The organism is Clostridium sp. UMB9555A, assembly GCF_030222355.1.
Classification (GTDB): domain Bacteria; phylum Bacillota; class Clostridia; order Clostridiales; family Clostridiaceae; genus Sarcina; species Sarcina perfringens.
On record NZ_JASORQ010000003.1, the window covers coordinates 148651 to 170837 of the forward strand.

Below are 22187 nucleotides of genomic sequence, written 5' to 3' on the forward strand. Positions count from 1 at the left end.
GAGCTCATTTCCACTAAAATTCACCATTATAAAACTTTTTTCTTTAGCCTCCAAAGTTTTGAAACATAATCTCCCTGAAGTTCTGGAATATTTAAACCTATATACATAAGTTCATCTCCACTAAGCACTATATCCTCGCCTATTATTTCATACTCTGAATCCTTATCTAAGGCTGTAAGTTTTAAATTGCTAAAGCTTTCATTTACTAAAGCCCACTGTCTAACATAGCTTACAACAACCTCATTCTTATCTTCTGAAATCATCATCCATGCTACTTCATTACTATTAAAAGGACTCTTTAATCTATATAAGGTTCCAAATTGTACAGTTTCTCTAATTTCTTTATATAAACTTATTTGTTGCTTTAGTTCTTCCTTTTCTTCCTCATTTAATTTAGTTATATCAAGCTCATATCCAAAGTTTCCAGCCATGGCAGATACCCCTCTAGTTTCAAGTGGAGTTATTCTATTAGCTTGATGATTAGGAACTGCTGATACATGGCATCCCATGGAAATTGGAGGATATACCATAGAGGTTCCAAACTGTATTTTTAATCTTTCTATGGCATCTGTATCATCACTTGTCCAAGTTTGAGGCATATAATAAAGCATTCCTGGGTCAAATCTTCCACCACCACCTGAGCAGCTTTCAAATAATACATTAGGGAATCTACTTGTTATTTCCTCCATAACCCTATATAATCCCAAAATATATCTATGAGCTGTTTCTCTTTGTCTCTCTGAATTCAATCCTAATGAACCCACCTCTGTCATATTTCTATTCATATCCCACTTAACATAAGATATATTAGCACTTTCAAGAATTTTACTAATAGATTCTATTATATAATCACATACTTCTTTCCTTGATAGGTCTAATATTAACTGACTTCTTGCCTGTGATCTAGTTCTTCCTGGAATATGAATACACCAATTTGGATGTTTTTCATAAAGTTTACTAATAGGTGAAATCATCTCAGGCTCAAACCATAATCCAAACTTTAAACCCATATTGTTTATGTCCTTAGCTAGTTTACTAAGTCCACCCTTTAATTTTTCCTCATTAACAAACCAATCTCCTAAGGAACTTTTATCATCATTTCTATTTCCAAACCATCCATCATCAAGAACAAAAAGTTCCATTCCTAACTTTGAAGCTTCCTTAGCTATTTCCTTTATCTTAACCTCATTAAAGTCAAAATATGTGGCTTCCCAGTTATTTATAAGTATAGGCCTTATCTTATCTCTATAATTTCCTCTACACAATCTCTTTCTATAAAGATTATGGTAAATTTGAGACATGCCATTTAGTCCCTTTGAGGAATAAACTAAAACTACCTCCGGTGCTTGAAACTCTTCTTTTGACTCAAGTAACCATTTAAAATCAAAAGGATTTATTCCTATTTGAGCTCTTGCATTTCTATACATATCAACTTCCACATTAGCTAAGAAGTTTCCACTATAAACTAAGCTAAAACCATAAACTTCTCCATATTCTTCATTGGTATCCTTACTACATAGAGCCATAAATGGATTTTGAGCATGGCTACTTGCCCCTCTTCTACTTTCAATAGCTTGACTTCCACTTCTTAAAGGATTCCTAAGAATATGTCTCTCTCTTCCCCAAGATCCTGAAAGCTGAATAAAATCAAATTCATCAGTTGTAAAATCTACATTGGCACTTAAAACTCTCTCTATATTTATCTTTTCATCACTATTATTCACTATCTTTAAACTTTTTGTAATAGCATCAAAGTTTTCAAAAACATTATATGTTAAGATAACCTCTAAGTTTTTTAAAGAATCAACTAAAGTTATTTCTAGAGAAGTAGCCTCTTCCTCACTTTCAACATACACAGCTGGTAAACCTGAAAGTCTTTGCTTTCCTTCATAAATTCTATGTGACTTATATCTTAAATCAGTAGCTGATGTACCATCTTCATATTGAAACTCTAAACTTGGACTTCTTAAATCAGTAGCTCCAAAGGTTGGACACTCCTGAGGTATTAACTCTAACTGAAATCCACTTATATTATCAGTATCAGCGGCAAAACTTCCAAAGCCTCTTCTTCTAAAAAAATACTCTAGGTTATCAGCTTTTAACTTTCTTCCCCAATACAAATGACTTAAATGTCCTGTCTCCATAACCTTCAAAACATAACTTGTTTTCTTTGTCCTTAGATGAAAAGTTTTAAAATTCTCATTATAATTTATACTCATAATTCTCATAAAGTTATCTATTAACTCTTTCCCCCTATATTAATACTAATATTTTGTATGAACTCTTCTAAATTGATTTTAACTTCTAAAGAAAATTTAACCTTTTAAGAAAACCTTAACATTAGTTGCTAATAGCTATAAATAAAAGTCTTAATTAAACTAAATTCATTATAAAAAGTCAAATCAAAAATCTAAATAGTCTACATACAAATTATCCTTTAATAGCATTATATAGGTAATTTTATCAAATTTAAATATATAAATTTCAATATTTTAGATAACATTTAAACTATTAAAAAGGAGTTATATTTAAAGTTAATAAACTTACTTTAAATATAACTCCTCACTTTACTAAATAAATATTTATTTAGTAATATTAGATCCCTGTTTTACAGAATTTCTTTTATTTAAATATTATTTAAAACAGCCCTATAATTAATTTTTTAAAGTACCATTAGAATTAAATTCATAAAACTTACCATTAATATCTCTCTTTTCTGTAACCATGAAACCATTACCTTCATCAAAATAATACCATTGTCCACCAATCATCTTCCATCCAGAAGCTAATCTTCCATTTGATTCAACATAAGCCCATTGTAAATCTGGTGAGTATTCTAAATTCTTAAATGACTTCCATCCTTCTGAAGCATCCCAAGATCCATCTTCATTAAAGAAATGTTGAATATATGGTTTATTAGTTTTATAATCCCATTCCTTAACAGCACCTTTAGCCATAACTTTATTTTCTTTGTAGAAATAATACCATTTATTATTTATCTCTTTCCACCCTTCAGCCAAGCTTCCATCATTATTTATATAAGCCCAACATGTATTATTAAATTCATCTTGCCATGAATGCCATCCTGGATTAGTAACCCATGCTCCACTATTATCAAAACAATAATATCTTTTATCACCATTTGAATAAGTAACTGCAGTTGAACCTTTTGCCATTTTTCCATTTTCATAGAAATAATACCATGTTCCATTTATATTTTGCCAACTAGTTGATAATTCATTATTTGAGTTTATATAGTACCAATCATTATTATATTTCCCAATATGATTAACCCAACCTTTTTTATATTGTAGAGCTCCACTATTATCAAAATAATATAGTTTTGTGTCATAAGTGTTTTCATCAAACATATATTTAGGACCAGTTGCCATTACTCCACCGTCATTAAAATAATACCAAATTCCATTGATTTTTTGCCATCCTTTTTGAATAATACCATTATTATCTGTATAGTAATATTCTCCATCTTTATTCTGGCTCCAACCTTTTGCTATCAATCCAGATTCATTAAAGTAATATTGGTTTCCCTCTATTTGAGTATTTCCTGTACTCATAACTCCATTCTTAAAATAATATTTGTTTCCATTTATTTCTTTAAATCCCTCTGCTAATTCACCATTATCATCAATATAACACCAAATATAATAAGAATTATATCTATCTTTGCACTTATGCCATCCTTTTGAAGTATTTAATGCTCCACTATCATCAAAGAAATAATTTGCTTCCTTATTTCCATTAAACCCATATATAGAAATTACTCCAGTTTCCATTAACGCCGCATGAGGTTCAAAATAATAATATTTATTATTTATTTTTGCTAATCCTTTTTTACATACTCCAGTATTATCTATATAACACCATTTATCTTCATCATATAAAGTAACCTTATGCCATCCTTCACTAGTTACTAAAGCTCCACTTTCATTAAATAAATATGTTGGTAAATCTACTTTATAACAACCATCTTCAACTTCATTTTCAAAAATAGTACTAGTTCCTTTACACATTATTCCATTAGGTGCAAACCAATACTTATTTCCATTTATTGTTTGCCAACCTGTTTTAGCTAAACCATCTTCTCCAAAATAATACCAACATGGCTCTCCATCTACAGGTTTAAGTTCATACCATCCTGAATATCTTCTATATGCACCATTCTTGTCAAAGAAGTAAATCTTATCTTTTGAACTATCTTTATCAAATATTCTAGTTGGAGCTGTAACCATTTTTGCATCACTATTAAAATAGTACCAAGTTCCATTGATTTTATTCCATCCTAATGCTGCCTTTCCACCATTCTCAACATAGTACCAATCACTAAATTCTCCATTTATATGGTTAATCCATCCAGTTATATTAGTTAATCTTCCATCTTCTTCAAAATAATATACATCATAATCTAATTTTTTATTATCTATAACCTTTGTAGGACCACTAACCATTCCATGATGATAGTTTAAATAGTACCAATCGCTTCCTGAATTTTTCCACCCATTAACTAAAGATCCATCTTCATTTAAATAATACCATTTTTCATTTATTTTTTTCCATCCTTCTTTTTTAAATAGTGCTCCATTATTATCAAAACAATAAAAATTAGGCTCTCCTATAACACCTCCGATGTTAACTACTCCAGTTACCATTTTTCCATCATAATCAAAATAATAATCTTTACCATTAATTGTTTGATAACCTGTTTTTAAAACTCCATTTTCATCTATATAACACCAAACTTTTTTATAATTATTATATTCATCATATTTGCTAAACCAGCCTTTTCCTTTTAACAAGGATCCATCAGAAGTAAAACAATATATTTCTCCATCGTAATTAATTTTTCTTTGTCCAGTTGCCATAGCCCCTGTTGTTTCATTAAAATAATATGTCTTTCCACCTATTGTTTGCCACTTAGTTTTTAATGAACTATCATCATTGAAATAGAACCAGTCATCATTTAATTTTGACCATCCTTTTCTATTTATTAATTCTCCATCTTCTCCAAAATAATATAAATCTAATTTTTCTGGTCTATTACCTTGTATTAAAGTTGGTCCTATACTCATGTGAGAACTAAAATAATATGTCTTTCCATTAATAGTCTTCCACCCATTTGCTAAACTATTATTATTGTTGAAATAATACCACTTACCATCTATCTCTTTCCAACCATTTCCTGTTACTAAACTTCCATCTTCATTAAATAAGTAAACTTCATAATTATCCCCGTTACTTATACAACTTACTCCCTTTGCCATTCCATTATGTTCATCAAAATAATATGTTTTACCATCTATTATTTGCCATCCACTTTGGACTTCACCTTTATTATTTATGCATATTTTTCTTTCTCCACCCCAAGTTTCATGATAAGTATGAATACCAGGTTCAGTTATAAGGACTCCATCTTCATTAAAGAAATATACTTTGTATTTTTCATGATTTAAATCATCATATACTCTTACACATCCTCTTGACCTACCGTCATACTTATTAAAATAATATGTTTTGCCATCTATTATTTTCCAGCCATTTTCTAAGCTATTATCACTATTAAAGTAGTACCATGTACCATTTACTTCTTTTAAACCATTGCCTTTTACCAATGATCCATCTTTATTAAATAAATAAGTTTCCTTTTTATCCCCACTATTTACTTCATAAACCCCATTTACCATTCCATTATATTTATCAAGATAATATGTCCTATCATCTATTGTTTTCCAACCTTCTAATAAACTATTATCATTATTAAGATAATACCAATTTCCATTTATCTCTTTCCATCCAGAACCCTTTACTAAAACTCCATCTTTATCAAATAAATATGATTTATTTTTATCATTCTCATTTATTTCATGTACCCAAGTTACCATACCATTACTTTCATCAAAATAATATGTCTTACCATCTATTATTTGCCATCCACTTTGAACTTCACCTTTATTGTTTACGTATATTTTTCTTTCTCCACCCCAATTTTCATGATAAGTGTGAATACCTGGTTCAGTTATAAGAGCTCCGTCTTCATTAAAAAGGTACACTTTGTATTTTTCATGATTAGAATCATATATTCTTATACTTCCCTTTGCTCTACCACTATACGTATCAAAATAATATGTTTTACCATCTATTACTTTCCAGCCAGTTTCTAAGCTATTATCTCTATTAAAGTAATACCACTTCCCATCTATTTCTTTTAATCCAGTGCCTTTTCTTAAAACTCCATCATTATCAAATAAATATGCCTCTTTTTTATCACCATTATCTATTTCATGAACATTAGTTAACATACCATTATATTGATCAAAATAATATGTCTTACCATCTATTGTTTTCCAACCATTTTCAACTTCACCTTTATTGTTTACATAGACCTTTCTTTTTCCTCCCCAAGATTCACAATAATCATGAATTCCAGTATCAGTTACAAGAGCTCCATCCTCATTAAAAAAATATGTTTTATACTCTCCATTCTTAGTATCATATACTTCTTTCTTTCCAGTTGATACCTTTCCATTTTCAAAATAATATGTTTTACCACCTATTGTTTGCCAGCCATCTTTTTTATTTTCATCAATTACACTATTCTTTTGACTTTCTGTACCTACTGTTAACGCTTGTCCAGATTCATTAATATTTATGTAATCACTTTTTAAAGCTTGATTTTTATCTAACTTACTTTCAGATTCCTTATTTTCTACTTCTATTTTCTTGCTTTCTTCATCTCTTTTAGAAGTTTCATTATCTTCACTTTTTACTTCTACTTTCTTATCTCTATTTATTTTATCTTCATTATTTTTATTAGATTTATTTTCTACTTCTTCTAAAATATCCTTTTTATTATTATGAACTTTTTCTATATTTTCATCTTTAACTTCTTTAGAATCTTTGTCTTTACTATCTTTATCATTTTTAATTTCTTTTACATCTTTATCACTAGACTCTAATTTAGTAGACACCTTGTTATTATTATTCTCTAAACTTTTATCTTCATTGATTTTTTCTGTTTTATTTTCAGCATTCTTTACAAAATTACTTTCAACTTCTTTTATATCTTTTTTTTCATCAGTTTTTAAATCTTCATTCTTAACATTTGTATCTTCTTGCGTATTTGCCTTAGGGCTTTCATTTTTTAATTGTTTTCCATTATCCTTAATATTATCTACATTAGCAGTAGCTGTAACCCTTACTTCTTCAGCATAAACTTTCTTTCCATTGCTTATTACAAAGCTAGATATAGTAGTTATACTTGCTATAGCTACGGCAATAGCTACTTTCTCTCTTACTTTTTTCATAAAACACCTCTATTAATCCACTCAATTTAACTAATATATTAAAAATTTCCAAATATTATTTTAACATTTTATTTAAATATTGTAAATAAAGTTAATTATATAGATATTTTCCGTTAATATTATTATAAGTAATATTATTACATATAAATTCAATAAGAAATATATTATGATATTCATTTAAAGTAGATATATAAAAAATTCTCTCTAAAAAATCTTCTAATTTATAATCAAACAAAGTCATAAACACCTGTAAAACTGGTGGATTGCAATAATTTTATAAGAATTTATGGCCCCCCCATAGCAGGTAGTCTTATTTATTCTAAAATAAAAAAAGTTCTACTTAAAAAAGTAGAACTTTTTGTGGTTGCGGGAGCAGGACTTGAACCTACGACCTTCGGGTTATGAGCCCGACGAGCTACCAGCTGCTCCATCCCGCGTCATTAAATTGTCTCTCTGACTTGTATTAAGTATATTCCTAATTCTCTAATAAGTCAAATGTTATTTTAAGAAAATATTTTTTATTTCTACATTAAATACTCTTAGCCTACTTATAGCCTCAATAAGAAATTTACTTTTTATTTTATAACTTAAATATCTTTCTTGGTATTATATCTAATTTAATAATTTTAATATAAATATAATATCCCCAAACTCCACTTAAAGTATTACACATAAGATCATTTACTTCAAAAAACCTTTTTGTATTAGGAAAAACTAAGGATAGTATAACCTGGGAACTCTCTATGAATAAAGACATAAAAAAGCAGAATTTCAACACTGTATTTAATGAAGGTACATATGAATCCTCTTTCAGCTTCTTTTTATTATGCAACTCAAAACTTTCTAAAATTTTATTTATTTTATCTATAATCCCTTTTCCTAAAGTTAATTTTTCTTCATCTATACTGTAAAAATAGCAAAGAAAAAATGCCATTGGACTTAACATAATTGAATTTCCTATTAGCTGATAAATAACATCTCCCAATCCTCCTGCATGGTATATTTGCTTTATACTCCACAGAGGACTAAGCCAAACTTCTGGCGGATTGTGAACAAGTTTATTTCCCCAAGCTATGGTAAGTGGAAAATAAACCTTAGAAGCAACTCCAATTAAGTAAATACAAAATAAATCAAAGATAAATTCTTCATTAGAATATATTTGCTTATATGTGTATTCTTCTTTAATTATTCCTTTAATTTTAATTGTTCCTCTAAATAAACAAAAGAGTAGAATTCCTAATATTAAAAATGTGTTTTGGGAAATAATAAGCATAAATTCTCCTTTTAATTATAAATTTTAGTTAATATATTATTTAAGTTAATGTTGATTTTTAAATATAATATTAATAATAAAAAGACTTCTATTGTTCATTAAGATAATCTTATATATATTTTTTAGAAATCAAAACCTAATAAAAATATAATAAATAGCTTTATATTACTTTAATAAGTATAGCCTCTTTCTTCTTATTTTAATCAAATTAATTACAAAAATAAGCTGTATCAAAAATCCTTAAACCTCTTACAAACCTAATTACAAAATCAATAAAGTTAATTAAAGGTTTATAAGGCCATTTATAAGTTATTTTGATACAGCTTTCTAAAATTAAGCTTCTGTTACAAGCTCTACTTCTTTATCCTTTTTTTCTTTACCATTTGCTTCATTAAAAATATTTTCTGTAGCAGATAATTCTTTTAAGTAATCAATAAACCCATCTCTAAGATCTGGTCTTCTTAAAGCATACTCAACAGTAGCTTCTAAGAATCCAAGTTTATCTCCCACATCGTATCTTCTTCCTTCAAAGTCATAAGCATACATAGCTTCTTCACTCATAAGCTCTAAAAGTGCATCTGTTAATTGAATTTCTCCACCTTTACCTGGTTTTGTGTTTTCTAATATATCAAATATTCTTGGAGTTACTATATATCTTCCTAGTATAGCAACATTTGAAGGTGCTTCTTCTGGTGATGGCTTTTCAACTAAGCCTTTTACTTTATAAACTCTACCTTCAATGTGTTTTCCATTAACTATTCCGTATTTAGAAACATTTTCTTCTGGAACAGTTTGAACACCTAATACACTAGTTCTATATTCATTATAACAATCAATTAATTGCTTTAAACATGGCTTTTCTTCATTATAAACTACATCATCACCAAGTAATATAGCAAAAGGCTCATCCCCTACGAAAGTCTTAGCACAATATATAGCATGTCCAAGTCCTCTTGGTTCTTTTTGTCTTATATAATGGATATCAACCATATCTGATATATCTCTAACTAAATCTAAAAGTTCAGTTTTTCCTGACTTTTCAAGTTCCATTTCAAGTTCAACATTACGGTCAAAGTGATCCTCAATTGATTTTTTACTTCTTCCTGTAATAACAAGTATTTCCTCTATACCTGAAGCGATAGCTTCCTCTATTATGTATTGAATAGTTGGCTTATCAACTATTGGAAGCATCTCCTTAGGCTGAGCCTTTGTTGCAGGTAAAAATCTAGTACCAAGACCTGCTGCTGGTATTATAGCTTTTCTTATTTTATTGTTCATCCTCTTATCCCCTTGTAAATCAAAATTTTAATATTAAGTTCTAAGTTAAAGTGCTCTTGATTTTGAAATAGACCTATAAGACCATCTTAATAAGCAATTAGTGTTACATTATATACATAAGAATAATAGCGTTAAGAAGCTTTTATTGTTTGAATATAGCGAGTTTAAAAGCTTTATCTATTATTCTGAAGTAGATAATAGCAACTCTTTGCGAAATTAAGTTAGGTCTTTAAGGCTATTTCAAAATCAAAACTAACTAAAAATAAAGCTTAATATGAAGTTTATTTAAAGTTTTTCATTCCAACGCATTGCCATTTCCAGAAGTCTTTGCACATGTCCTCTAAGTTTTTCTCAGCCTTCCATCCAAGCTCTTTTTCTGCCTTTGATGGATCTGCAAAACTTATGGCAATATCTCCTGCTCTTCTATCTACTATTTTATAAGGTATTTCCTTCCCTGATGCCTTTGAAAAAGCTTTTATTATATCTAATACAGAATATCCTTGTCCAGTTCCTAAATTATATGTACTAATCCCAGAACCATCCTTTAACTTTTTCATAGCAGCTACATGTCCTCTTGCTAAGTCTACAACATGTATATAATCCCTTACACCAGTTCCATCTGGAGTGTTATAGTCATCTCCAAATACTCTTACATAGTCTAATTCACCATCAGCTACCTTTGAAACATAAGGCATAAGGTTATTTGGTATTCCATTAGGTAATTCTCCAATTAATCCACTTTCATGAGCTCCAACTGGATTAAAGTATCTAAGAAGTACAATATCCCATGAATTATCTGATATATATAAATCTCTTAAAATATCCTCTGTCATAGACTTACATCTACCATATGGATTTGTTGCAAATCCTGCTTGAAGTCCTTCATGTACAGGTACTATTTCACTTTCTCCATAAACAGTAGCTGAAGAACTAAATATAAATTTCTTAACATTATGATTTCTCATACTTGTTAAAAGATTTAAAGTCCCAATAATATTGTTATTATAATATTCTAAAGGCTTCTCCACTGATTCTCCTACTGCCTTAAGAGAAGCAAAGTGTATAACAGCATCTATTTTTTCATTTTTAAAAACCTTATCTATATCTTCAAAATTTACTAAGTCGCCTTCATAAAACTTTATATTTTTTCCTGTTATCTTTTCAACTATATCCTTAACTTCTTTTCTACTATTTACTAAATTATCAATAACAACCACAGAATTATTATCATCCCTTAATAATTCTACTATTGTATGGCTTCCTATATAGCCAATTCCACCAGTTAATAATATATTCATTAACACTTCTCCCTCACCAAAAAATTACAGTTTAAATTATAACATAAAGTAATTTAAATTTTCAAATTATATACTATTTATATAGCAAACTCTCCCTTTATTGCTTTAAATATACTATTATTTTTTAATACCTCTTTTATTATTTTTAATATTTTATCTTCTCTAAAAATATCATCACTTACTACAAATGTCTCTTCTATTATCTCTTCTATTAAATTTCTTCCCTCTATAATATCATCTTTTAAAAGCTCTGCTGCTTCCTTCCATTTCAATAAGTTATCTTCTCTTATTAAAATCTTAACTTCTTCTATTATTTCCTCACTTATACCTTCCATAATATATTCTATGGATTTTTCAAATTCTAAAATATTTATATCCTTTCTTATTTTATATGGGCTTAATAAAAAGGTCTTTATACTATTTTTTATTGAAGCTTCTAATAGTTTCTCTGGACATAGGCTTTTATACTCTCTTCCTCCAAAGTTATAAGCCATTCTTAAGGAAAACTCTTTAAGATTCTTATCATAGCTTCCCCTTACTCTTCTTATAAATTCTCTCTTAACTTTCCTGTTAATTCCTAGGGATAATATTGCTAATCTTCCATATTTATAAGATGGCTTATACTCATTTATTAGAAAACTTTTTTCTTTTATTTTATTTATTAAAACTTCTTCACTTTGATTTATTATTTTTTCTATTAAGCCTTTATCATTTAATACCTTTTTCTGTTCATCACAAGGAAATATTACTCTCTCCATTATTAAATTTAAATAATACTCTTCTCTTTCCCTAATTATTATTGAAGCCTCTTCCTCTCCTAATTCCTCCAATAAATTTTGAAAGTTATCTTTCAAAAAAGAATTAAAAATATTAGGCATATGATATGCCTCTTTTTCATTTAATACATTCATAAAATTACTTTCACTATTATCAAATTCAGAAGAAAAATAATCCTTATAAATAGGTTTTTCATAAATATATATATTAGTTTTATTTAAATATCCATTTATAATTAAGTATTTTAAAACTTCTAAATTTCTTTCAAAAGCTTCTTCTTCAATATTAAAAAGCCATATTATCTCATCACTACTCGCTAAGTTTTTCCTAGTCTCATAATTTAATAATTGATTTCTAAATTCATTAATATTTCCACTATAATCAGCTAAAATAAAATCCTTCTCTTTATTATGTAAAATTTCTTCTCCCCTAAAATTTCCTTCTAATCTTATATCACTAAATATTAAATTACTACTATTAGGATTATCCTTCTCATTAAAAAGACTCTCTAATATATAGAAAAACTTTAATTTTAATTCTTCTTGAGATTTTTCTTTATAATTCTCTTTATAACCTATATGAAAATAAATATAAGCTAGCTCTCCAATATTATCTAAAGAATGCTTATCTAAATCTTTATTATTAATAAAATTCCCATTAACTAAAAACTCATTATTAAAAACATAACTTTTTCCACTTTTTCTTTCCCTAAACTCAATCTTATATTGAAAAATATTCTCCAAACTATTTATCCTAAATAAAAACTCTTCCAAAATCCCCTTAAAATCTATTTTTTTATTAATAATACATTTTGAATATGGAGTTCCAACAAATTTAAACTTATTAGAATCCTTTTTAAAAAGCACTTCAAAATTTGGTACTCCCATATTATTAAAAAACTTATTCACTAATTTATTTTCTCTTGTTTTATTAGTATTTTTATATGCTTCATTAAACTCTCCACTTGATCCAATAAGATTAGAAATTAATTTTTTTCTATATCCATAATCCCCACCTAATAACTGAATTTTCTTTTTAAATTCAAAGTTAAATCTAGATTTAATCTCCTCTTCCACAAAAACTTCAAAGGATTTATTGCTATTCTCCCTCAATTCAACTTCTTCTAGTTTAAGAAGTTTAAAAAACTCTTTTAAATTCTCTTCTAATTTCTTATTAATATTATTATGAGAAATTCCAATAAATTTTTCTAAAATACTTTTTCTAAAATCATAATAAAACTCTTCCATAAAATGAGTATTATCAAAAACAATTTTCATAGATTTCTCACTATACTTTTCTAAGCTTTTTAAAAAGCCGTAATAATTTTCATAACAATCACTATTATTTATAATGCTCTTAATTTCATTAAGAAACTTGTTAGCTGCTTCATAATCCTTCCCTACATCAGCACCTAAACTTTTAGTTATAATTCTTCCATTCCCCTTATAATCCTTTAAAATAGGATGCTTAAAGTTTACTGTAAGAACCCCCTTATTCTTTGGCTCTAGTAATGAAACTCCCTTTTCTCTTAACTTATTCATAAATTCACCTTCCATAATCCAAATAAAAATAGCTAATATCTTAATCCCTAACTAGAATATAAACAAAAATTAATACTAAAATATAAACTAATTTCTAATTTAAATTATAATGAATTTATATGGGTATATTATGCTCACAGTGTAATATTAATAATAAATTTAAAGCTTATAGATTTAATCTCCAATAGTTTAAAACTATATAAATTTTTAGATGCAACTATAAAAAAACTATTAATATAAATTATTTCTTTACTCTATTTATAAAAATACTACTTAAAAAGCACTGCTTATTTAAAAGAAAAAAATAAAAATAGACAATTCTCTTCTAAAAAAGATATTGCCTATTTTAATAATTCATAAAAATCTTATCCATATTAAGTTTCTCCTATAATTTTTTCCTTTGATCTTTATAGTTAAATCATATTATTCAAAGTTTTTCATTTCTTCCCTAAGTTTCTTTAGTATTCTTTCCTTTCTCCATCTTGCTTTTGAATAGGTAGTAATATGCTTATGCTCTTGGCAATATTTCTGAAAGTTTCCTCTATCTTTGTATACATAAAGTATAAATTCCCTATCGCTTTTTGAAATATTAGCTAAAGCTTTTACGAAAGCTCTCATTTTTTCCCTCTCAACATATTCATCCTCTATGGAGATATCATCCTTAATTGTCTCACCAATAGTAATACCCTCCCCTATAGGACTATCTAAACTTGAAAAATCCAATCTATTCTCCTTCTTCTTACACATAGTTCCAAGTTTATTCTTAACATTTGTACTAATAAAAAATATAAACTCAGAACCATGATCTCCATCAAATTTGCTTATGGATTCAATAATAACACTTCTAGCTATTTGCTTTAAATCATCAACATCATAACCATTAATAAAAAACCTAGTAGAGTATTTATGAATTAACCCTTCATAAATAGAAACAATCTCAGCCATAGCACACTTATCACCCTTTTTACCCCTAATAATTAACTCATTTAAAGCTTCCTTATTTCCCTTTTCCCCTAAAAGTCTAAGTTCCCTAGCAGTCTTATTAATAAATCTTTGCTTCTTTTCTGCCATACCTAATTATCCCCCTTAAAATGCAGAATTTTAAAATACCTATTAATATACCTAGTTATGTTTTTAATTTTAAATTAAATAGTTTTTTATTTTTCATAATATATAAAGTTATGTTATTTATTGTAAATTCATCTTATCATTTAAACATTTACATTTACATTTCAACAGAATAACAAATGATTTTCTATTTTTTAACAATAAATACATATTAAAACCTCTTCACTATTTAAATATGCTTTAGTAGGAGAAAAAGCTGTAATATTATGTTAAGTTTCTTTAAATATATCTATAATATTCCAAATTCCACTTTTATTAAATATAAAAAATCCAGTAGAGAATTTAAATTAACTCTCTACTGGATTCTATTAATGGAAATTATACAGTAATAATCTCTTTTTCAACTTCTTTTTTGAATAAAGATTCTTTTTCTGATAAATTATTTAGATATTCAACAAATCCTTCTCTAAGCTCTGGTCTTCTTAAAGCATATTCAACAGTAGCTTCTAAGAATCCAAGTTTATCTCCAACGTCATATCTTCTTCCCTCAAAGTCATAAGCATACATTGCTTCTTGTCCCATAAGTTCTAGAAGCGCATCTGTTAATTGAATTTCTCCACCTTTTCCAGGCTTAGTATTTTCTAAAATATCAAATATTCTTGGAGTTACTATGTATCTTCCTAATATAGCAACATTTGAAGGCGCTTCTTCAACAGATGGTTTTTCAACCAAGCCCTTAACCTTATAAACTTTTCCTTCAATATGTTTTCCATCTACTATTCCATACTTAGAAACATGACTTTCTGGAACAGTTTGAACTCCTAATACACTAGTTTTATACTCATTATAACAATCAATTAACTGTTTTAAGCATGGTTTTTCCTCATTATAAACTACATCATCCCCAAGTAGTATAGCAAAAGGTTCATCCCCTACAAAAGTCTTTGCACAATGTATAGCATGTCCAAGTCCTCTTGGCTCCTTTTGTCTTATATAATGAATGTCTACCATATCTGATATATCCCTAACCAAATCTAAAAGCTCATTCTTACCTGATTTCTCAAGTTCCATTTCAAGCTCAACAGACTTATCAAAGTGATCCTCAATACACTTTTTACTTCTTCCTGTAATAATAAGAATCTCTTCAATGCCTGAGGCTATAGCTTCCTCTATTATGTATTGAATAGTTGGCTTATCAACTATTGGAAGCATCTCCTTAGGTTGTGCCTTTGTTGCAGGTAAAAATCTAGTACCAAGACCTGCTGCTGGTATTATAGCTTTTCTTATTTTCTTATTCACTTTTTTATCCCCTTGATTTTATATTTTTATAATAATTAACAATAACCTACTTTAAATATTTTAACACCATAATAATTTTACTTAAATAAATTTTTTCCAACAAATTTCTACATTTTATTCATTTAGATTTAATTAATAAAAATAAAGCTGTAAAATATTAAAAACCTATTTTACAACTTTATTCAAATTAAAATCTCTTATTATTGCTTTTTAAATGAATCCAAGTTTTTATTATCATATATATATTCTTGAATCTGATTTAAAGTAGCTTGTCTATCATAAACCAAATACCAAACCCCATTAATCATTTTCCCATCGCAATAACCATCTAATGGGAATCTAGCTGTTTCTAAATTTCCTTTTACTAATGGTGCAGCATCTGTAGCAAGTTTTATCATATCCATAGAAGACATATTTGTCTCTATATATGGTAAAAAGTCATTAATTAATGAAGGATACTCTTTTGTAGGAGTTGATTTTAACTTTTCAAAAACGGCTTCTAATACTACTCTTTGTCTTTCTGTTCTCTTATAATCTCCACCAGTGGCATATCTTATTCTAGAATAAGATAAAGCTTGTTCTCCATTTAAAACTTGTTCTCCTGGAGAAGTTATTCCTGATATATGATGAATTTCTTCTTGAATTATATTAATCTTAACTCCACCTAATTTATCAATAATTTCAGGAAGAGACGTAAAATTAACAGCCATGAACTCTTCTACATTAACCTTAAAATTCTCATTTAAAGTTTTCATAGCAAGTTCTGGTCCGCCAAAGGCATAGGCATGAGTAATCTTATCATCCCCATGTCCTGGAATATCAACATAAGAATCTCTCATAATAGAAGTTAACTTCATAACTTTATGTTCTTCATCTAAAGTAAGAATCATAATAGCATCACTTCTACCAGCTTTCCCCTTAGGTGCATCAATCCCAAATAAAGCAATATTTTTTATATGCTTTTCTTCTTTTACCTTTTTTTCATTAATTGATAAATTTTCCTTATTAATTTCAACTTTTTGAACTTTATTAATTTTTGAATTTATATAATAAGTACCTACACCTACTAACCCTAAAATTACTAAAATTAAAGGTAAAATAATATATTTAATCTTTGAATTTTTTATTTTACTATTTTTAGTACTTCTATTCATAATTTAACCTCTAAATAATTTATTCTTTAAAATTTCGTTATTTTTATAAATTATTACAAATTTTACATTATTGTATAATTTCATTTATAATTAACCACATTAATTATAAATATATTAATATCTAAAAAATTACATTTCAAATTATATCATAAATTACTTTATTTTTTCAAATATATATTTTTTATCATAAATTTCTACTATTTACACATAGAAATGAAATTTTGATTATAACAACTTAAAATCAATAATATTTTTTTGTTATTTTAAACGCCATTATATCTTTTATTTTCTATTTTTTTCTTTTAAATTGTAATTTTTGTCCATATTTAGTATAATAATAATGTCTTTAATATAAATTTTTATTATTTTTGTTTTTTTAAATAACAAAAATAAATTTGAAAGGAAATACATAAATATGAAGAAATTATCATTATCCCTTCTAGCAAAGAAGGTTATAGAGTCCAGAAAAGAAAAAAATATTACACAACAACAGCTAGCAGATTTAACTAATATAAATCGTGCAATGATTAGTCGTTTGGAGTCTATGGATTATATTCCATCAATTCCTCAATTAGAAAAATTAGGTGAAGTTCTTGAATTTGAGCCTATTTCATTATTTTTAAATGATGAAGATAAAGCTTCTCCTTTAAAATGCTCTCCTCTTAATATTGCCGTTGCTGGTACTGGTTATGTTGGATTATCTATTGCAACATTATTAGCACAGAATAATCATGTAACAGCAGTTGATATTATTCCTGAAAAGGTTGAAATGATTAACAATAAGAAATCTCCAATTCAAGATGATTATATTGAAAAGTATCTTGCAGAAAATGATTTAGATTTAATTGCTACTATTGATGGAGAATCTGCATATAAGAATGCAGACTTTGTTGTAATTGCTGCTCCAACTAACTATGACAGTAAAAAAAATTATTTTGATACATCTGCTGTAGAGTCTGTTATTGAATTAGTTTTAAAAGTAAATCCAGATGCAATAATGGTTATAAAATCTACAATTCCAGTTGGTTACACAGATAGTGTACGTAAAAAATATAACACAGAAAATATTATATTTAGCCCTGAGTTCCTAAGAGAATCAAAAGCATTATATGATAATCTTTATCCAAGCCGTATTATAGTATCTACTGATATTAATAATGAAAGATTAGTAAAAGCTGCTCATACTTTTGCTTCTCTTCTTCAAGAAGGTGCTATAGAAGAAAATATTCCTACTTTATTTATGGGATTTACTGAGGCTGAAGCTGTAAAGTTATTTGCTAATACATACTTAGCATTACGTGTATCTTATTTTAATGAATTAGACACTTATGCTGAAATGAAAGGGTTAGATACTAAAGCAATAATTGATGGTGTATGTTTAGATCCAAGAATAGGAACACACTATAACAATCCAAGTTTTGGATACGGTGGATACTGTTTACCAAAGGATACAAAACAATTACTTGCAAATTATAATGAAGTTCCTCAAAATATGATGAGTGCTATAGTTGAAAGTAATCGTACAAGAAAAGACTTTATTGCAGATAGAGTTTTAGAACTTGCAGGTGCATATGAAGCAAATAGTACATGGGAAGCTTCAAAAGAAAAAGAAGTTGTAATTGGTGTTTATAGATTAACTATGAAGAGTAATTCTGATAACTTCCGCCAAAGTAGTATTCAAGGGGTTATGAAACGTCTAAAGGCAAAAGGAGCTACTGTAATTATTTATGAACCAACATTAGAAAATGGAACTACATTCTTTGGTTCAAAAGTAGTAAATGATATAGATGAATTTAAAAAATTAAGTAAGAGCATTATAGCTAATAGATATGATAGCTGTTTAGATGATATAAAGGAAAAAGTTTATACAAGAGACTTATTCCAAAGAGATTAATAAAAACTTAAGCCTCAGAATTGAAATTACAATTCTGAGGCTTTTTAAATACTTTAAACATTATAGAATTCTTTATACCATTCAGCAAATTTTCTTAATCCAGTTCTTAAATCTGTACTTGGCTTAAATCCAAAATCTTTTTCTAAAGGTGTTGTATCAGCATATGTAACAGGTACATCTCCTGGTTGCATTGGAACCAGCTTCTTATGTGCTTCAAAGTCATAATCTGATGAAAGCACATTTGCTCTAATTAATTCTTCCTGAAGAATTGTTACAAAATCAAGTAAATTTTCAGGATTACTATTACCTATGTTATATACCATATATGGAGGAATTGGCAATCCATCTTCTCCATTCTTTTTCTCTGGTGGAGCTTGCATAACACGTTTTACACCTTCTACTATGTCATCTATATATGTAAAATCACGTTTGCAATTTCCATAGTTAAATATCTCTATAGTCTCACCTTTTAAAAGTTTATTTGTAAATCCAAAATACGCCATATCAGGTCTTCCTGCTGGACCATATACTGTAAAGAAACGAAGTCCTGTTGATGGAATATTATAAAGTTTACTATAAGCATGAGCCATTAACTCATTAGATTTTTTAGTTGCTGCATATAAAGATACTGGATTGTCCACCTTATCATCTGTGGAATATGGTACTTTCTTATTAGATCCATATACAGATGATGAAGATGCATATACTAAATGTTCAACACCCTTTTCACCATTATTATAAGAATGACGACAAGCTTCTAACAAATTATAAAAACCAACTAAATTTGCTTCCACATAAGCATCTGGATTTAGAATTGAATAACGAACGCCTGCTTGTGCTGCCAAATTCACAACTATATCAGGCTTATATGTGGCAAAAACCTCATCTATTAAAGACTTATCTGCAATGGAACCCTTAATAAATTTCCAAGTAGAATCTTTATGATTTTTAACTTCCTTTTCAATTTTATTAAGTCTCCATTCCTTTATACTAACATCGTAATAATCATTCATATTATCTATTCCTACAATATGTACTGATTCCTGTGTTTTTAATAATTCTAAAACTAAATTACTACCAATAAAACCAGCAGCACCAGTTACCAAAATCATTCTATTTTTAAGATCTATATGGTTCATTATCAATCCCCCCTATTTTACTTATACTTTATCTTAAAATAATCTATCTATTTAAATATTACTTCTAATACTTTCTCCAAACCATTTTATTTACTATATCCGTATAAGATTGAATAATTTTAACAACCTTCGTTGAAACATTTTCTTCTACATAATCTGGCACTGGTATTCCATTATCGTTATTATTCACCATTTCTACTGCAGTAGCAACCGCTTGTAATAAACTTTTTTCATCTATTCCAGCAAGTATAAAATCTGCCTTGTCTAAAGCCTCTGGTCTCTCAGTACTTGTACGAATACATACAGCTGGAAATGGATATCCTTGACTTGTAAAAAAACTACTTTCCTCTGGTAATGTTCCACTATCTGAAATTACAGCAAATGCATTCATCTGTAAGTGATTATAATCATGGAATCCTAAAGGTTCATGCATAACAACACGACTATCTAACTTAAACCCAGTTGTCTCCAATCTCTTCCTGCTTCTTGGATGACAAGAATAAAGTATTGGCATGTCATATTTTTCTGATAGTCTATTTATAGCATTGAATAATGACAAAAAGTTCTTTTCTGTATCAATATTTTCTTCTCTGTGAGCAGAAAGTAACATATAATTCTTTCTCTTAAGATTTAATCTCTCCAAAATATCACTTGCTTCTATTTCTGATAAATTATTATGTAAAACCTCTGCCATTGGTGATCCAGTCACATATGTTCTTTCCTTTGGTAATCCGCATTCAGCAAGGTATCTTCTCGCATGTTCTGAATATGCTAAATTCACATCTGAAATAATATCAACTATTCTACGATTTGTTTCTTCTGGAAGACACTCATCTTTACAACGATTACCAGCTTCCATATGAAATATAGGTATGTGAAGCCTTTTTGCTGAAATAGCTGATAAGCATGAATTTGTATCACCAAGAATTAACAATGCATCTGGTTTAATCTCATTCATAAGCTTGTAAGAGCAATTTATTATATTACCAACAGTTGCACCCAAATCATCACCAACTGCATCCATATATACTTCAGGTTCTACTAGCTTTAAATCACTGAAAAATACTCCATTAAGATTATAATCATAGTTTTGACCTGTATGCGCTAATACACAATCAAAATATTTTCTACATTTATTAATTGTTGCCGCAAGACGAATTATTTCTGGTCTTGTTCCAACAATTATTAAAAGTTTTAACCTACCATCATCTTTAAATTTTATATCAGAATAATCTAATCGTATTTCATTCATTATTTTACCTCCATATTAATCTATAAGTTTTTACCTATAAAATCCGTTTTTAATTACAGTTCCAGCTTCAATCTTAGTACACGGATAAATATTATTATTAGCCTTTATAATAGCACCAAGACATATATGAGAACCTTCCCCTATATAACAGTTATGATCAACTATTGCACCAAGATTTATAATACATCCTTTTCCTATATTTACATAACTATTTATTATTGCCTTGGGTAAAATAACTGTACCTAAATCTATATTGGATAAAGAACTAACATAGGATGATGGATGAATAATTGTTGCTACTGAAACATCTTCACTAATTAACTTATTAATCCAATCAATACGAAGTTCATTACTTCCAAAAGCTGGATAGAACTCTGTGTATTCATCAATAAAATTCCTATAATCAGAGCATTTGCCAATAACATTACTACTCCTATAATTATCATCAAGAAATAGAATAATCTTATAAGAATTCATTTGCACTGCTATATCAGCTACAACTTTTCCATAACCACCTGCCCCTAGTATAATAAGTCTTTTATTAATTTTTTTCATCTAATTACCTTCTCAATAATATTTTAGTATAAAATTTATTACACTAATCTTATTTTTAATTCTCATATATTAAAATTTTGCATTATAAAAAAACTAAATCATTACTAATTTTATATAAAAATTGAATTAATAAAACAGAAATTTAATATTATTTATTGTATTCTTACAACTTATAGTATTTATTTCTATATATTTTTATTAATGTGTGGAAAATTTCTGTAAAACTATTTGTCATATAGAAAAATACTTTTAACAAATAATTATATTATATTTATATATGGATAATTTAAATCATTAATATTATATTAATATCATTAAATTATTAAACATTACAACTTTT

13 protein-coding genes and 1 tRNA gene are annotated in these 22187 nt (G+C 27.7%); 1 reads left to right on the plus strand and 13 read right to left on the minus strand.

Annotation, left to right across the window (positions count from 1 at the left end):
- Positions 1-26: 26 nt before the first annotated feature.
- The 10 genes from QP548_RS10740 to QP548_RS10785 all read right to left on the minus strand — a co-directional run bounded on the left by QP548_RS10740 (position 27) and on the right by QP548_RS10785 (position 17007).
- Positions 27-2228 carry an alpha-galactosidase gene (locus QP548_RS10740; RefSeq protein WP_061426404.1) on the minus strand — a complete coding sequence of 734 codons (2202 nt, stop codon included), beginning with the start codon at positions 2226-2228 and terminating at the stop codon, positions 27-29.
- Positions 2229-2654: 426 nt separating this feature from the next.
- A complete protein-coding gene (locus QP548_RS10745) occupies positions 2655-7319 on the minus strand; it encodes a cell wall-binding protein (protein WP_061426403.1) in 4665 nt (1554 codons plus the stop codon).
- 361 nt (positions 7320-7680) lie between these two features.
- Positions 7681-7756: transfer RNA gene (locus QP548_RS10750), tRNA-Met, on the minus strand.
- 143 nt (positions 7757-7899) lie between these two features.
- Positions 7900-8592: a VanZ family protein gene (locus tag QP548_RS10755; RefSeq protein WP_061426402.1), complete on the minus strand. Its 693-nt coding sequence runs from the start codon at positions 8590-8592 to the stop codon at positions 7900-7902.
- Positions 8593-8925: 333 nt separating this feature from the next.
- Positions 8926-9870 (minus strand): UTP--glucose-1-phosphate uridylyltransferase GalU, encoded by a 945-nt coding sequence (galU, locus tag QP548_RS10760; RefSeq protein ID WP_061426401.1) that lies wholly within the window; start codon positions 9868-9870, stop codon positions 8926-8928.
- A 281-nt stretch (positions 9871-10151) separates the two neighbouring features.
- On the minus strand, positions 10152-11168 hold the full coding sequence (gene galE, locus QP548_RS10765) for a UDP-glucose 4-epimerase GalE (RefSeq protein ID WP_061426400.1): 1017 nt from the start codon (positions 11166-11168) through the stop codon (positions 10152-10154).
- Between the two features lie 77 nt (positions 11169-11245).
- Complete coding sequence (locus tag QP548_RS10770; RefSeq protein WP_061426399.1) at positions 11246-13486, minus strand: hypothetical protein; 2241 nt, start codon at positions 13484-13486, stop codon at positions 11246-11248.
- 423 nt (positions 13487-13909) lie between these two features.
- Entirely contained in the window at positions 13910-14557 is a 648-nt protein-coding gene (locus tag QP548_RS10775) for a sigma-70 family RNA polymerase sigma factor (protein WP_003471487.1), read from the minus strand.
- 375 nt (positions 14558-14932) lie between these two features.
- Positions 14933-15853, minus strand: coding sequence for a UTP--glucose-1-phosphate uridylyltransferase GalU (gene galU / locus QP548_RS10780; protein WP_061426398.1), 921 nt, complete (start codon positions 15851-15853; stop codon positions 14933-14935).
- A gap of 200 nt (positions 15854-16053) precedes the next feature.
- Entirely contained in the window at positions 16054-17007 is a 954-nt protein-coding gene (locus tag QP548_RS10785; protein ID WP_061426397.1) for an LCP family protein, read from the minus strand.
- Between the two features lie 415 nt (positions 17008-17422).
- Here QP548_RS10785 and QP548_RS10790 point away from each other — a divergent pair, with 415 nt between their 5' ends.
- Positions 17423-18901 carry a nucleotide sugar dehydrogenase gene (locus tag QP548_RS10790; RefSeq protein ID WP_061426396.1) on the plus strand — a complete coding sequence of 493 codons (1479 nt, stop codon included), beginning with the start codon at positions 17423-17425 and terminating at the stop codon, positions 18899-18901.
- A 53-nt stretch (positions 18902-18954) separates the two neighbouring features.
- Here the strand turns inward: QP548_RS10790 and QP548_RS10795 are convergent, their stop codons facing one another.
- The 3 genes from QP548_RS10795 to QP548_RS10805 all read right to left on the minus strand — a co-directional run bounded on the left by QP548_RS10795 (position 18955) and on the right by QP548_RS10805 (position 21847).
- Entirely contained in the window at positions 18955-20040 is a 1086-nt protein-coding gene (locus tag QP548_RS10795) for an NAD-dependent epimerase/dehydratase family protein (protein WP_061426395.1), read from the minus strand.
- Positions 20041-20104: 64 nt separating this feature from the next.
- The gene (gene wecB, locus QP548_RS10800) at positions 20105-21292 is read right to left on the minus strand and encodes a non-hydrolyzing UDP-N-acetylglucosamine 2-epimerase (protein ID WP_061426394.1); all 1188 of its coding nucleotides are present in this window, start codon (positions 21290-21292) and stop codon (positions 20105-20107) included.
- A 30-nt stretch (positions 21293-21322) separates the two neighbouring features.
- The gene (locus QP548_RS10805; RefSeq protein WP_061426393.1) at positions 21323-21847 is read right to left on the minus strand and encodes a hypothetical protein; all 525 of its coding nucleotides are present in this window, start codon (positions 21845-21847) and stop codon (positions 21323-21325) included.
- Positions 21848-22187: the final 340 nt, after the last annotated feature.